General features: G+C 62.2%; 13 protein-coding genes and 1 pseudogene. 1 reads left to right on the top strand and 13 read right to left on the bottom strand.

The window, feature by feature from the left end:
* Position 1: 1 nt before the first annotated feature.
* The 10 genes from OU993_RS16735 to OU993_RS16780 form a co-directional block, all read right to left on the bottom strand.
* Positions 2 to 688 (bottom strand): GXGXG domain-containing protein, encoded by a 687-nt coding sequence (locus OU993_RS16735; RefSeq protein ID WP_268159299.1) that lies wholly within the window; start codon positions 686 to 688, stop codon positions 2 to 4.
* A 1-nt stretch (position 689) separates the two neighbouring features.
* Positions 690 to 1,595 (bottom strand): class II glutamine amidotransferase, encoded by a 906-nt coding sequence (locus tag OU993_RS16740; protein WP_268159301.1) that lies wholly within the window; start codon positions 1,593 to 1,595, stop codon positions 690 to 692.
* Positions 1,596 to 1,684: 89 nt separating this feature from the next.
* On the bottom strand, positions 1,685 to 2,341 hold the full coding sequence (locus OU993_RS16745; protein ID WP_268159302.1) for a helix-turn-helix domain-containing protein: 657 nt from the start codon (positions 2,339 to 2,341) through the stop codon (positions 1,685 to 1,687).
* Between the two features lie 90 nt (positions 2,342 to 2,431).
* The gene (gene mmsB, locus OU993_RS16750) at positions 2,432 to 3,412 is read right to left on the bottom strand and encodes a 3-hydroxyisobutyrate dehydrogenase (RefSeq protein WP_268159705.1); all 981 of its coding nucleotides are present in this window, start codon (positions 3,410 to 3,412) and stop codon (positions 2,432 to 2,434) included.
* Positions 3,337 to 4,932 (bottom strand): GMC family oxidoreductase, encoded by a 1,596-nt coding sequence (locus OU993_RS16755; protein ID WP_268159303.1) that lies wholly within the window; start codon positions 4,930 to 4,932, stop codon positions 3,337 to 3,339. Before OU993_RS16755 ends, mmsB begins: the two co-directional genes overlap by 76 nt.
* 116 nt (positions 4,933 to 5,048) lie before the next feature.
* Positions 5,049 to 6,029 carry a branched-chain amino acid ABC transporter permease gene (locus OU993_RS16760; protein WP_442792991.1) on the bottom strand — a complete coding sequence of 327 codons (981 nt, stop codon included), beginning with the start codon at positions 6,027 to 6,029 and terminating at the stop codon, positions 5,049 to 5,051.
* 32 nt (positions 6,030 to 6,061) lie between these two features.
* The gene (locus tag OU993_RS16765) at positions 6,062 to 6,949 is read right to left on the bottom strand and encodes a branched-chain amino acid ABC transporter permease (RefSeq protein ID WP_268159307.1); all 888 of its coding nucleotides are present in this window, start codon (positions 6,947 to 6,949) and stop codon (positions 6,062 to 6,064) included.
* 4 nt (positions 6,950 to 6,953) lie between these two features.
* Positions 6,954 to 7,652: an ABC transporter ATP-binding protein gene (locus OU993_RS16770; protein ID WP_215565669.1), complete on the bottom strand. Its 699-nt coding sequence runs from the start codon at positions 7,650 to 7,652 to the stop codon at positions 6,954 to 6,956.
* Between the two features lies 1 nt (position 7,653).
* A complete protein-coding gene (locus OU993_RS16775; RefSeq protein ID WP_268159312.1) occupies positions 7,654 to 8,436 on the bottom strand; it encodes an ABC transporter ATP-binding protein in 783 nt (260 codons plus the stop codon).
* A 15-nt stretch (positions 8,437 to 8,451) separates the two neighbouring features.
* The gene (locus tag OU993_RS16780) at positions 8,452 to 9,654 is read right to left on the bottom strand and encodes an ABC transporter substrate-binding protein (RefSeq protein ID WP_268159313.1); all 1,203 of its coding nucleotides are present in this window, start codon (positions 9,652 to 9,654) and stop codon (positions 8,452 to 8,454) included.
* Between the two features lie 175 nt (positions 9,655 to 9,829).
* Here OU993_RS16780 and OU993_RS16785 point away from each other — a divergent pair.
* Positions 9,830 to 10,755, top strand: a pseudogene (locus tag OU993_RS16785) (LysR family transcriptional regulator).
* Here OU993_RS16785 and OU993_RS16790 read toward each other — a convergent pair.
* The 3 genes from OU993_RS16790 to OU993_RS16800 all read right to left on the bottom strand — a co-directional run bounded on the left by OU993_RS16790 (position 10,728) and on the right by OU993_RS16800 (position 13,775).
* On the bottom strand, positions 10,728 to 11,093 hold the full coding sequence (locus OU993_RS16790) for a DUF779 domain-containing protein (RefSeq protein ID WP_268159314.1): 366 nt from the start codon (positions 11,091 to 11,093) through the stop codon (positions 10,728 to 10,730). The pseudogene OU993_RS16785 and the gene OU993_RS16790 overlap by 28 nt on opposite strands.
* A 75-nt stretch (positions 11,094 to 11,168) precedes the next feature.
* Positions 11,169 to 12,683, bottom strand: coding sequence for an aldehyde dehydrogenase (gene adh, locus OU993_RS16795; RefSeq protein ID WP_268159316.1), 1,515 nt, complete (start codon positions 12,681 to 12,683; stop codon positions 11,169 to 11,171).
* Positions 12,684 to 12,818: 135 nt separating this feature from the next.
* Positions 12,819 to 13,775 (bottom strand): helix-turn-helix domain-containing protein, encoded by a 957-nt coding sequence (locus tag OU993_RS16800; protein ID WP_268159318.1) that lies wholly within the window; start codon positions 13,773 to 13,775, stop codon positions 12,819 to 12,821.
* Positions 13,776 to 13,809: the final 34 nt, after the last annotated feature.

Below are 13,809 nucleotides of genomic sequence, written 5' to 3' on the forward strand. Positions count from 1 at the left end.
CTCAGTATGCGTCTGCATTGTCGATGTGGAAATTGTAGAGCTTGCGGGCGGAGCCGTAACGGCGGAACTCCTCCGGCTTCGCATCCGTGACGCCCGCTTTTTCCAGAAGCTCTGCCAGCTTCTTCAGGTGTTTCGGGCGCATCTGCTTTTCCACGCAGTCGGTGCCGAGGCTTTTGACCGAGCCACGCACGAAAAGCTTTGCCTCGTAGAGACTGTCGCCGAGCGCTTCGCCGGCATCACCGCAGACGACGAGGTGGCCGGACTGGCCCATGAAGGCCGACATGTGACCGATGGAGCCATGCACGACGATATCGATGCCCTTCATCGAAATGCCGCAGCGCGAAGCGGCATTACCCTTGATCACGAGCAGCCCGCCGCGCCCGGTGGCACCCGCATATTGCGAGGCATCACCTTCGATGATGACGGTGCCGGACATCATGTTTTCCGCAACGCCCGGCCCGGCGGAGCCATGAATGGTAACGGTGCCGCCATCATTCATGCCGGCGCAATAATAACCGACCGATCCCCGCACCTCGACGGTGACAGGACTGTCGATGCCGACGGCCACCGCATGATGGCCGCGCGGATTGATCACTTCGAAAGCTGTGTCGTTGGTGCCGGGCCCAAGCCCATGCAGGGCGCCGTTCAATTCGCGCAGCGGCGTTATGGACAGGTCGAACACAGGCATGTCAGGCGGCTTTCTCGTGATCCCAGAAATAGACGGTGGCGGGCTCCGGCTCCCAGATCCGGGCTTCCTCGATGCCCGGCAGGTTGACCAATGCACGGTACTCCGAACCGAAAGCGACGTAGCGTTCGGTTTCGGCCATCACGGCCGGTTTGCAGGCAATCGGATCACGCAGCACACCGAAGCCTGTCTTGGTGCCCACGACGAAGGTGAAGAATCCGTCGAGATCGCTGAGCGCGCTGCCGAGCGCCTCGCCCAGATCCTTGCCCTTTTCCATCTCCGCCGTGAGATAGGCCGCGGCGACCTCGGAATCGTTTTCCGTCTCGAAACGCATGCCAGCGCGGATGAGTGAGCGGCGCAGATTATTGTGATTCGACAGCGAGCCATTGTGGACGAGGCACTGATCGGCACCGGTGGAAAACGGGTGGGCGCCGAGTGTGGTGACGGCACTTTCGGTCGCCATGCGCGTGTGGCCGATGCCGTGCGTGCCTGCCATGGCGCGGATGCCGAAGCGTGTCACCACATCCTTCGGCAGTCCGACCTCCTTGAAGATCTCGACCCGTTCGCCGGCGCCCATGACGCGCAGGTTCGGGCGGATCACCGCGAGGGCGGCGCGGGCACCCTCCAGGACACGCGCATCGAGTTCGATGACAGCATGCGTGCTCTTGCGCGAGACGGACGCCTCAACGCCTTCTTCGGAAAGCGCGTCCGCAAGGCCTTCAAAATCCTCCTCCGGCTGTGCGGACTGGACCGTGATCTTCGCTCGTCCCGCAGGCGCGCCGCCGTAAATGGCAAGACCGGCGGAATCCGGTCCGCGGTCGGTCATGGTGATCAGCATGTCCGACAGCAGATCCCCGAGCCTCGGCTCCAGGCTCCTGTCCTTCAGGAACAAACCGACGATGCCACACATGGTTCATCTCCCCGTTCGCGTCTGGAACAGGGGTAGCAGCGGGCAAACCGAAAATCAATCTGAGGGAATAAAAGTTTCTTGAAGAGCAATCATCGCGCTTGCGGATACGAGATGATCGAGAGATAGCGGGCGGGCAGTTTTACCAGTTTCTCCGGCCCGTGCGGTGCATCGGCATCAAAGAACAGGCTGTCGCCCTTCTGCATCGGGTAGAGGCTGTCGCCATGCCGATAGACCACCTCGCCCTCCAGCATGTAGAGAAACTCCATGCCTTCATGCTGAAAGGTCGGGAAGACATCCGATTCATGCGTCAGCGTGATGAGGTAGGGCTCCACCGTGACGCCGGATGTGTTGTTCTCGATATGGCCGAGCAGGCTGTAATGGTGACCGGCCCTTGTGCCGCGCCGCTCCATATCCACGCCTTCTCCGGCGCGCACGAAGCTTGCCGATTTCGGCTCCTCGAAACCCTTGAAAAAGGCCGTGATCGGCACGCCGAGCGCCCTCGACAGCGCTTGCAGCGTCGTCAGCGATGGCGAGATATTGCCGTTCTCGATCTTCGACAGCATGCCGATCGACATGCCGGTGGCGGTCGCCAGATCGGCGACCGTGATACCGAGCTTCTTGCGGAATAGACGTACCTCGTGACCGATCGCCATTTCGAGATTGTTGGCACGCGGCTCGCGCACGGCGTGAGGGTTCTGACCCAGCACGTTTTTTGCCCCGGTCTTGCTGCCTGCCCGTTTTGCCATGGTGTCCCTCGTCCTCATCCGTCATCTGGCTCTAGCCGATTTGCGACGCGGGGAAAACGGCACTTGTGCGCGCTTTGGTACCCGCACCGGTCAGGATTTGCCGCGCAGGAACTCGATCACTGCGGAGAAATCGCGCCCGCCCTGCCCCAGCTTCTCGAACAGGCCGTAGATCTGCGCGGCTTCGGCACCAAGCGGCGTCGAGGCACCGGCGGCAAGGGCGGCTTCCTGTGCCAGCTTAAGGTCCTTCAACATCAGGCTAGCGGCAAAACCCGGCACGTAATCGCGATTGGCCGGCGAGGTGGGCACCGGGCCCGGTACCGGGCAATAGGTGGTGAGCGACCAGCACTGGCCGGACGAGGTGGAGGCGACATCAAACAGCGCCTGATGCGAAAGGCCGAGCTTTTCACCCAGAGCAAAGGCCTCACAGACGCCGATCATCGAAATGCCGAGGATCATGTTGTTGCAGATCTTCGCCGCCTGGCCGGCGCCGGCGGTACCGCAATGGACGATCTTTTTGCCCATGGCCTGCAGCAGCGGCTCGCCACGACCGAAGGCATCGTCGCTGCCACCGACCATGAAGGTGAGCGTGGCAGCGCTCGCCCCGCCAGTGCCGCCTGATACAGGCGCATCGAGGGCGGCAAGGCCCGCGCTTTCGGCAATCTCATGCGCCTTGCGGGCGCTGGCCACATCGATGGTCGAACAATCGATCAGCAGGCTGCCGGGTTTTGCCTGAGGCGCAATCTCAGACCAGACGGAGATGACATGCGCGCCCGCCGGCAGCATGGTGATGATGACATCGGCCGTCGCAATCGCCTCCTTGAGGCTGCCGGCAAAGGACAATCCCGCCGCCTCTGCCGCCTGTTTCGCGGCGGGAGACAGATCGAAACCGGTGACGGCATGGCCCGCCTTGGCGAGGTTGCCGGCCATCGGCAGGCCCATGTTGCCGAGACCGATGAATGCGATGGTTGCCATGGACTGTTCCTCCCTTTCCTGTTTTATCGGTTGTCCGCCAGGATCATCTGGGCTGCTTTTTCGGCAATCATGATCGTCGGCGAATTGGTGTTGCCGGATGTGATGGTCGGCATGATCGAGGCATCGGCAATGCGCAGCCGGTTGAGGCCCCGCATCTTCAGCCGCGGATCGACGACGCTGTCCGGATCCGCGCCCATGCGGCAGGTACCGACCGGGTGGAAGATCGTCGTGCCGATTTTGCCGGCGGCCTCCATCAACTGCTCCTCGCTCTCATAGGCGGGGCCGGGTTTGTACTCCTCCGGATGAAATCTTGCGAAGGACGGTTGCTGTGCGATGGTGCGGGCAAGCCGGATAGCCTTGACCGCCACCTGCCGGTCGCTTTCGGCGGAGAGATAATGCGGGGCGATCGCCGGCTGGTGGGCGAAATCCGGCGAGCGGGCATGCACCGAACCGCGGCTCTCCGGCCTCAGATTACAAACGCTGGCGGTAACCGCCGGAAACCGGTGCACGGGATCGCCGAACTTGTCGAGCGAGACGGGCTGGACGTGGAACTGCAGATCCGGCGTCTCCTTTTCCGGTCCGGAGCGGGTGAAAATGCCGAGCTGGCTCGGCGCCATCGACATCGGCCCGGAACGGCGCAGCAGATATTCAAGGCCGATCGCAGCCTTGCCGAAGAGGGCGGAGGCCTTTTCGTTCAGCGTCGGGACACCGGTCACCTTGAAGACGACACGAAGCTGCAGATGGTCCTGCAGATTGTTGCCGACCGCCGGCACCGCCCGCACCACCTCAATGCCGGCCTTCTTCAAGGCGACCGGATCACCGATGCCGGAGAGTTCGAGGATATGCGGTGAGCCGATGGCACCGGCTGAGAGCACCGTTTCCCGGCGCGCCAAAAACCGCTTGGTCACGCCATCATGGCGGACCTCGACGCCGGTGACGGCATCGCCCTCAATAATCAAGCGCTCGGCATGGGCCTTGGTGAGGACGGTCAGATTGCCCTGGGCCAGTGCCGGCTTCAGGAAGGCCTTCGAAGTGTTCCAGCGGATGCCGGAGCGCTGGTTCACGTCGAAATAACCGCTGCCCTCATTTGTGCCGCGGTTGAAATCGGCTGTTTCCGGAATGCCGGCTTCTTTCGCAGCCTGCTGGAAGGCTTCCAGCACCGCCCAGCGCACGCGGGCGCGCTCCACGCGCCATTCGCCGCCTGCGCCATGCATCTCGTCGGCGCCCTTGTAGAAATCCTCCGAGCGGCGGAAGATCGGCAGGACGTCGTCCCAGCCCCAGCCCTCGCAGCCCATCTGGCGCCATTGGTCATAGTCTCTCGCCTGGCCGCGCATGTAGATCATGCCGTTGATCGACGAGCAGCCGCCCAAAACCTTGCCGCGCGGATAGTTGAGCGAGCGGCCGTTCAGCCCCTCTTCCTTTTCCGTGGTAAAACACCAGTCCGTGCGCGGGTTGTTGATGCAGTAGAGATAACCGACGGGGATGTGGATCCAGTGGTAATTGTCGTTGCCGCCGGCTTCCAGAAGCAGGACGCGGGTGTTGCGGTCTGCCGCCAGCCGGTTGGCGAGCACGCAGCCCGCCGATCCGGCACCGATGACGATATAGTCGTAAGTCTGCATGGCCCCCACTCCACAGGGAACCGTTTCGACGGGCGTTTTTTGCCCGCAAAGCGGCAGTCATTTCCAAGGTTTTCAAAGGTCCGGGACAGGCGGCCCCGGACAAGAAGGCTATCCGGTCAGTGACGGTGATCGAGCCCGAGCCGTCGGCCAAGCCGCGAGGCATAAAATTCACCAACGATGCCGCGGCGGAACACGAGCACGCAGACCATGAACACGACGCCGGTGATGATGGTGACCGGGAAACCGGTCGTGGCGAGATAGTTGCCAAGCGCGACGATGAAGCCCGCCCCGACGATCGGCCCGAACATGGTGCCGATACCGCCAAGAAGCGTCATCAGGATCACCTCGCCGGACATCTGCCAGGCGACATCCGTCAGCGTCGCGAACTGGAAGACCAGCGCCTTCATGGCGCCCGCAAGCCCGGCGATCGCGGCGGAGAAGACGAAGGCACCCAGCTTGTAGCGCTGCACGGAATAACCGAGCGAGATGGCACGTGCCTCGTTTTCACGGATCGATTTCAGGATCATGCCGAAGGGCGAATTGACGAAGCGCCAGATGAGGAACAGGCCGATCAGAAAGGTGCCAGCAACCGTGTAATACATGGCGAGCGGCTGGTTGAGATCGATCAGCCCGAGAAGATGGCCACGCGGCACGGACTGGATGCCGTCCTCGCCCTTGGTGAATTCCGCCTGCAGGCAGAAAAAGAAGAACATCTGCGACAGCGCCAGCGTGATCATGGCAAAATAGATGCCCTGCCGGCGGATGGCGAGCGCGCCCATGACGAAACCGAGGGCGGCGGCACCGACGACACCCGTCAGTATCCCGAGTTCCGGCGGAAAACCCCACTCCTTCACCACATGGGCGGTGAAATAGGCCGCACCGCCAAAGAAGGCGGCATGGCCGAAGGAGAGGAGGCCCGTATAGCCCAGCAACACGTTGAAGGCGCAGGCAAACAGCGCAAAACACAGGACCTTCATCAGGAAGATCGGGTAGACGAAGAAAGGGACCGCGAGCAGCACGCCGAGCGCGACAACGCCGAGGACGAGCTTGAAGCCGGAGGCGGCGGCCGGATCGGCCTTGTCGGTTCCGGCAAGCACTGCGGGTGCGGTGGAAGAACTGCGGGCCATGGTCAAGCCTCCCGTCCGAAGAGGCCAGCCGGCCGGATGAGCAGAACGATCGCCATGATGACAAAGATCACGATATTGGATGCCTCCGGATAAAAGACCTTGGTGAGCCCCTCGGCGATGCCGAGCATATAGCCCGTGACAATCGAGCCCATGATGGAGCCCATGCCGCCGACGACGACCACGGCAAAAACGACGATGATGATGTTGGAGCCCATCAGCGGCGAGACCTGATAGACGGGTGCGGCGAGCACCCCTGCAAAGGCGGCAAGCGCGACGCCGAGGCCATAAGTGAAGGTGAGAAGCACCGGCACGTTGACGCCGAAAGCCTGGACGAGCGTCGCATTCTCCGTCGCTGCCCGAAGGTAAGCGCCGAGTTTGGTCTTTTCGATCAAGAACCAGGTGGCGATGCAGACGACGAGCGACACCACAACGACCCAGCCACGATAGATCGGCAGGAACATGAAACCGAGGTTCGTCCCACCGGCAAGCGCCGAGGGCGTCGCATAGGGCTGGCCGGAGGCGCCGTAGACATACCGGAACGCGCCTTCCAGAGTCAGCGCCAGGCCGAAGGTGAAGAGCAGGCCGTAAAGCGGATCGAGATCATAAAGCCTGCGCAGAAACAGGCGCTCGACCACGGCCCCCAGCACGCCGACGATGACGGGAGCGAGGATCAGCGCCACCCAATACCCGATGCCGGCGAAGGTGAGCAGAAGATAAGCGGTGAAGGCCCCCAGCATATATTGCGCGCCATGCGCAAAATTGATCATGCGCAGGAGGCCGAAGATGATCGCAAGGCCGAGCGACAAAAGCGCGTAAAAGGAGCCGTTGATCAGGCCGATCAGCAACTGGCCGAGCAGTGCCTGCAGGGGAATGCCGAAAATCATCGTCATGGCATCACACTCCCAGAACCTTGTGCAGCATGTCCATGCGCTCCGGCAGTTCCCCGACCGGGAATTCGGAAACCATCTGGCCATGATCCATCAGATAAAACCGGTCGGCGACACGGGCGGCAAAGCGGAAATTCTGTTCGACCAGCACAACGGTCATGCCGCGCTCCTTGAGTTTCTTCAGCACCTCGCCAATGCGCTGCACGATGACCGGGGCGAGCCCTTCTGTCGGTTCGTCGAGCAAAAGAACCTTGACGCCGGTGCGCAGGATGCGGGCAATCGCCAGCATCTGCTGTTCGCCGCCGGAGAGACGCGTGCCGGGGCTGTTGCGCCGTTCGTAGAGGTTCGGGAAGAGTTCGAAGATTTCTTCAACTTTCATGCCTTCGCCGACCGAGGGTGGCAGCATGAGGTTTTCGAGGACGTTGAGCGAGGCGAAGATGCCACGTTCTTCCGGTACATAACCAAGCCCATGATGCGCCGTGCGGTGCAGCGGCACCTGCATCAGGTCGCGGCCGGCGAGCCGGATCTCGCCCTGGCGTTTGCGCAGGATGCCGACAATGCTGCGCAACGTCGTCGTCTTGCCCATGCCGTTGCGGCCGAGAATGGTGACCATCTCGCCCTCGCCCACCTGCATATCGACACCATGCAGGATGTGGCTTTCGCCATACCAGGCGTTCAGGCCGCGGATTTCGAGAAGTGCGGTCATCTCACGCCTCCTCCGTGCCCATATAGGCGGTGCGTACGCGCGGATCGCGGCTGACCGTCTCGTAATCGCCTTCGGCGAGAATCTCGCCCCGCTGCAGCACCGTCACATGATGGCAGAGATCGGCCACCACGGAGAGATTGTGCTCCACCATCAGCACCGCACGGGTTTTTGCCACCTCGCGGATGAGGTTGGCAATCGTGCCGATATCCTCCTGGCCCATGCCGGCCATCGGTTCATCGAGCAGAAGCACCTTCGGATCGAGCGCGAGCGTCGTGGCGATTTCCAACACGCGCTTGCGACCGTAAGAAAGATCGGCGGCCAGCTGATCGCGCTCGCGGGACAGGCCGACCGAGGAGAGGAGATCCTCCGCACGGCCGTTCAGACTGTCGAGCGCCGAGAGCGGCCGCCAGAACTGGTGGGCGAGATTGTGGTTGCGCTGCAGAGCGACGCGCACATTGTCCAGCACCGAAAGATGCGGGAAGACGGCGGAGATCTGAAAGGACCGGACAAGCCCCATCCGCGCCACCTTGTCGGGTGCAGTCCGGGTGATGTCCTGGCCCATCAGGGTGATCCTGCCGGCCGTCGGCTGCAGGAACTTGGTCAGAAGATTAAAGACCGTCGTCTTGCCGGCCCCGTTCGGACCGATCAGGGCATGCACTTCCGCATGGCGGACATCGAGATTGACATCCTTGACCGCCGTGAAGGCTCCGAAATCCCGGCGCAGACCGCGGGCGGTCAAGACCACCCGCGGCTCCGGCCGCTGTTCAGCGAATGCGTTCGTCATCAGCGCTTTGAGGCCTCACTTCACGAGATCGCAGCCGCTCTTGGCCGGATCGATATAGGCTTCCTTGCCGGGAATGGTGGCGAGCACGTTGTAGTAGTCCCACGCAGCCTTGCTGTCGGCCGGCTTCTTGACTTCCAGCAGATACATGTCGTGGATCATGCGGCCGTTCTTGCCCACCGTACCACCGCGGCCGAAAACGTCATCGACCGGCAGTTCATGCAGCACCTTGGCGACGGCTTCCGTCTCATCGGTCCCGGCCTTCTGCACAGCTTTCAGATACTGCAGCACGGCGGAATAGGTGCCGGCATGCACCATGTTCGGCATCTTGCCAGTGCGCTTCATGAAGCGCTCGCCGAACTTGCGGCTTTCATCGTCGCGGTTCCAGTAGAAACCTTCCGTCAGCGTCAGGCCCTGTGCCGCCTCAAGGCCAAGGCCATGCACTTCGGCGAGCGTGAAGAGAAGGGCCGCGAGGCGCTGGCCGCTCTGGGTGATGCCGAATTCCGCCGCCTGCTTGATGGCGTTCTGCGTATCGGCGCCGGCGTTCGCAAGGCCGACGACCTTGGCGCCGGACGACTGCGCCTGCAGCAGGAAGGACGAATAATCGGTGCTGGCGAGCGGATGGCGCACGGAGCCGACGACCTTGCCGCCATTCGCCTTGACGAAATCGCTCGTCTGCTGCTCCAGCGAATAACCGAAGGCGTAGTCGGCGGTCAGGAAGAACCAGCTGTCGCCGCCCTGTTTGACGAGCGCGCCGCCGGTACCGACGGCCAGAGCATGCGTGTCATAGGCCCAGTGGAATCCATAGGGACTGCACTGCTTGCCGGTGAGTTCCGTTGTCGCGGCCCCGGTGACGATGTCGATCTTCTTCTTTTCCTTGGCAATCGCCTGTACGGCGAGCGCCACCGACGAGGTGGTCAGCTCCATGATCGCATCGACCTGGTTCGTGTCGAACCACTGACGGGCGATGTTGGAAGCGATGTCCGGTTTGTTCTGGTGGTCGGCATCCACGATTTCAACCGGCACACCCAGCACCTTGCCACCGAAATCCTCGACCGCCATCTTGGCGGCCTCAACAGATGATTTACCACCAAAATCCGCATAGACGCCCGACTGGTCGTTCAGGATGCCGATCTTCACTTTTCCATCGGATGGGGCGGCCACGGCAGAGGCCGCGCCGGCCACGATGAACGCGGCGGACGCCAGAAGCATTTTGCGCATAATCGATCTCCTCCCAGAGATGCTCAAACAGACAATGACTGTTCAGAATTGACGAGTGTTCTCCTCAAAACACCGCCGACACTGGATCATCCGGTATCAACCGAATTGACGCAACCCAAATCCCGGACTAATTGCAAACAGGTTCTGTTCATTTTTGAACAGATGGAGGGGCTTGATGCGAACGCCGTTCACCTGGGATGACCTGCAGTTCTTTCTCGCCGTTGCCCGCTCCGGCCAGTTGTCCACAGCAGCCCGCCAGTTGCGCACCAGCCATGCCACCGTTTCCCGCCGCATCGACCGGTTGGAGTTTTCGCTGAAGGTAAAGCTCTTCGAGCGCAATCCGCGCGGCTATGTGCTGACCCCGATTGGCCATCGATTCGTCGAAACAGCGGAAAAGGTGGAGCAGGAGGCGGAACGGCTGCAGGAGGAAATCTCCGGCAGTGCGACGCTGCAGCGTGGCGTGGTGCGCCTTTCGGCACCGGAAGGTTTTTCCAACTTCTTTCTGGCGCCGCGGCTGCAGGACCTGACGACGCGCTATCCCAACATCTCGCTCGAACTCGTCACCATCCAGCAGATCATGTCGCTGTCACGCAAGGAGGCGGATCTGGCGGTCGTGCTTGATCCGCCAAAAGCCGGGCCGTACTATTTCGAGCAGCTGACGGACTACCATCTCAGGATCTTTGCCAGCGAGACCTATCTGGAAAAGCACGGCACGCCGCAATGCCCGGAAGACCTGCTGAACCACGCTTTCATCGGCTACATCCAGGACATGATCTTTGCGCCGGGCCTCGACTATCTCGGCGACATCCACCCGCGCATCAAGCCCGGCTTCCAGAGCTCCAGCATCTTCTCGCGCTGACGGCGACCCGCAACGGGCTGGGGCTCTGCGTGCTGCCGATGTTCATCACCAACCAGTATCCGGACCTGAGGGCCGTGCTGCCGCAGGTGGTGCTGCACCGGCAATACTGGCTGGTCTGCCACCATGACCTGCTGCAGGTGGCGCGCATCCGTTCGGTGATGGATTTTCTCCGCACGAGCGCCCGCACCCAAGCAAAGGATTTCGTGCCGCCCGTTCAGGACGTCGTTGGGCTCGGCGCCTGACAGACACTGGAGCGGACGAGAAAGCGACGCTCGCGGCCATTGTCGAGCGAGAACATGCCGCCGCGCCCGGGCACCACGTCGATCAGCAGGTCGGTGTTTTTCCAGGTCTCGTATTGCAGGCCGCCGATATAGAAGGGCACGCCGCCAATGTGGCCGAGCAGCACGTCCTGATCGGACAGCAGGAACTCAGCCGCCGGATAACACATGGGCGAGGACCCGTCGCAGCAGCCGCCCGACTGGTGAAACAGGATATCCGGATGATCCCTGCGGATCTCGGCAATCAGATCGAGCGCGGCCTCCGTGGCCGAGACCATGATGCGTTCTACGGTGACGGGCATGGCGGATGTCCTCCCATGATGCAGGAAGGCTCCCGATCCGGGCCGATCGGGAGCCTTTGAGGTGCAGCTTCCCAATCAGAAGAAGCCGAGTGCCTTGGGAGAATAGCTGACCAGCATGTTCTTGGTCTGCTGGTAGTGGTCGAGCATCATCTTGTGCGTTTCACGGCCGATGCCGGACTGCTTGTAACCGCCGAAGGCGGCATGCGCCGGATAGGCGTGGTAGTTGTTGATCCAGACGCGGCCGGCCTGGATGTGACGCCCGAAACGGTAGCAGGTATTGGCGTCACGGCTCCAGACACCGGCGCCGAGGCCATAGAGCGTATCGTTGGCGAGTGCGAGCGCCTCGTCTTCATCCTTGAAGGTGGTGACGGACACGACGGGGCCGAAGATCTCCTCCTGGAAGACACGCATCTTGTTGTGGCCGCGGAAGACGGTGGGCTTGACGTAATAGCCGCCGGCAAGTTCGCCGCCGAGTTCGTTGCGATAGCCGCCGGTCAGCACTTCGGCGCCCTCCTGCTTGCCGATGTCGATATAGGAGAGGATCTTTTCCAACTGCTCGCTGGAAGCCTGCGCGCCGATCATGGTCGCCATGTCGAGAGGATGCCCCTGGCGCACGGCTTCGACGCGCTTGACCGCCTTTTCCATGAAGCGATCGTAGATCTTCTCATGCACCAGAGCGCGGCTCGGGCACGTGCAGACCTCACCCTGGTTAAGGGCGAACATCGCAAACCCTTCGAGCGCCTTGTCGAGATAGTCGTCGTCTTCGCTCATCACGTCAGCAAAGAAGATGTTCGGCGACTTGCCGCCGAGTTCCAACGTGACCGGAATAAGGTTCTGGCTGGCGTACTGCATGATCAGCCGGCCGGTGGAGGTTTCGCCGGTAAAGGCGATCTTGGCGATGCGCGGGCTGCTGGCGAGCGGCTTGCCGGCTTCGAGACCAAAGCCGTTGACGATGTTGAGGACACCCGACGGCAGCAGATCGGCGATCAATTCGGCGAGAACGAGGATGGAGGCGGGCGTCTGTTCGGCGGGTTTCAGCACCACGCAATTGCCAGCCGCAAGCGCCGGTGCCACCTTCCAGGCGGCCATCAGGATCGGGAAATTCCACGGAATGATCTGGCCGACGACGCCGAGCGGTTCGTGGAAATGATAGGCGACCGTATCATTGTCGATCTCGCCAATAGACCCTTCCTGCGAACGCACGCAGGCGGAAAAATAACGGAAGTGGTCGATGGCCAGCGGAATGTCGGCCATCATGGTTTCGCGCAGCGGCTTGCCGTTGTCCCAGGTTTCGGCACGGGCCAGAAGCTCAAGATTCGCCTCCATGCGGTCGGCAATGCGGTTGAGCATATTGGCGCGCTCGGCAACCGAGGTGCGGCCCCAGGCATCCTTGGCGGCATGGGCTGCGTCGAGAGCGAGGTTGACATCGTGTTCGTCGGAGCGGGCGACCTCGCAGAGCACGCCGCCGGTGACCGGCGTGGTGTTCTGGAAATAGCGGCCATTGACCGGCTCGCGGAATTCGCCGTTGATGAAGTTGCCGTATCTGAGCTTGAAGGGCGAAGCGGCAATCGTCTGGACCTGAACGTTCATGTGATGTCCTCCCGGTTGGAGGGCCCCTCCTCGGGCCCTGATGGAGGAATGATTGCGCTTCAGCCTCTCGTTTCGAAAGGTGGCAATGCCGGTGTTGCGCCGCACAGTGTCGCAGGACTGCGACACCAACCGAGTCTATTGCAGGTTAAACCGCTTCAGCTTGCGATGCAGTGTGGCACGGCTGAGACCCAACACGTCCGCCGCCTTCGAGACATTGCCCTGCGTGCGCGACAGCGCTCGGCGAAGGGCAGCCCGCTCCGCCTCATCGAGATCATTGACGGCATCGCCGCGTTCCTCGCGCAATGCATCGGCGGCGGGCAGGCCCTGGGCGATCAACTGGTCATCGAGTTTCAGCACCAGCCGGGCAAGACGCGTCGCGCCGATCACCAGATCGTCGTGATCCACCGCGAGCAAGGCCGTCAGCGAATTCGCCTGCGGCACGAGCACGATGCGGGCACCGGAAAAGGCCTGCCGGAAGAGGTTCGCCTCCACCCGCATGGCCGCCTCTCGCACCGCCTGCGAGAGCATCGAGAGCGTCATGTCGGTCACGTCGTTGCGGCAGGTGGAGATATCGAGCGCCGCCGTCACCCGTCCCAGATGGTCGCGGATCGGTGCGGTGGCGCAGGAGAGCCCGATATTCGCGCTGAGGAAATGCTGGTCGCGATGGATGATCACCGGCCGCTCGTCGGCAAGCGCCGTGCCGATGCCGTTGGTGCCGACGCAGGCTTCCGTCCAGACATGCTGCTGCCAGAGGCCGAGCGCGCGAAAATCCGCATCGTCGCCAGCGGCACCGCGTCGGTCGACGACGATGCCCTGTGCGTCTGACAGGATGATGCAGCAACCGGACCGGCCAACCGTCTGGTAAAGCCGGTCGACTTCTTCGGCGGAACTTCCGATCAGTCGCTCCATGCGCTCGCGCGCTTCGCGGAACGCGGTATCCTCAATCCGTTGCGGCCGTGCAGCCTTCTCCGGCGCCAGATGATAGACATCCAGGCAGCGGCGCCAGGACGCCGCGACCGGAGAGGCGACGACCGCCGAGGATCGCGCTGCGGTTTCATAAACGAGATCGGAATGACTGAGTTCACGCCGCATCCGCTCCTCCCAAAGCATCCACAGAGTTTGGGAT

Source organism: Rhizobium sp. SL86, from assembly GCF_026672545.1.
Lineage (GTDB): Bacteria > Pseudomonadota > Alphaproteobacteria > Rhizobiales > Rhizobiaceae > Neorhizobium.

Bases quoted from the DNA above. Each gene is read 5' to 3' on its own strand.
- OU993_RS16735 (WP_268159299.1), bottom strand. From the start codon at position 688: ATGCCTGTGTTCGACCTGTCCATAACGCCGCTGCGCGAATTGAACGGC.
- OU993_RS16740 (WP_268159301.1), bottom strand. From the start codon at position 1,595: ATGTGTGGCATCGTCGGTTTGTTCCTGAAGGACAGGAGCCTGGAGCCG.
- OU993_RS16745 (WP_268159302.1), bottom strand. From the start codon at position 2,341: ATGGCAAAACGGGCAGGCAGCAAGACCGGGGCAAAAAACGTGCTGGGT.
- OU993_RS16755 (WP_268159303.1), bottom strand. From the start codon at position 4,932: ATGCAGACTTACGACTATATCGTCATCGGTGCCGGATCGGCGGGCTGC.
- OU993_RS16765 (WP_268159307.1), bottom strand. From the start codon at position 6,949: ATGACGATGATTTTCGGCATTCCCCTGCAGGCACTGCTCGGCCAGTTG.
- OU993_RS16770 (WP_215565669.1), bottom strand. From the start codon at position 7,652: ATGACCGCACTTCTCGAAATCCGCGGCCTGAACGCCTGGTATGGCGAA.
- OU993_RS16775 (WP_268159312.1), bottom strand. From the start codon at position 8,436: ATGACGAACGCATTCGCTGAACAGCGGCCGGAGCCGCGGGTGGTCTTG.
- OU993_RS16780 (WP_268159313.1), bottom strand. From the start codon at position 9,654: ATGCGCAAAATGCTTCTGGCGTCCGCCGCGTTCATCGTGGCCGGCGCG.
- OU993_RS16790 (WP_268159314.1), bottom strand. From the start codon at position 11,093: ATGCCCGTCACCGTAGAACGCATCATGGTCTCGGCCACGGAGGCCGCG.
- adh (WP_268159316.1), bottom strand. From the start codon at position 12,683: ATGAACGTTCAGGTCCAGACGATTGCCGCTTCGCCCTTCAAGCTCAGA.
- OU993_RS16800 (WP_268159318.1), bottom strand. From the start codon at position 13,775: ATGCGGCGTGAACTCAGTCATTCCGATCTCGTTTATGAAACCGCAGCG.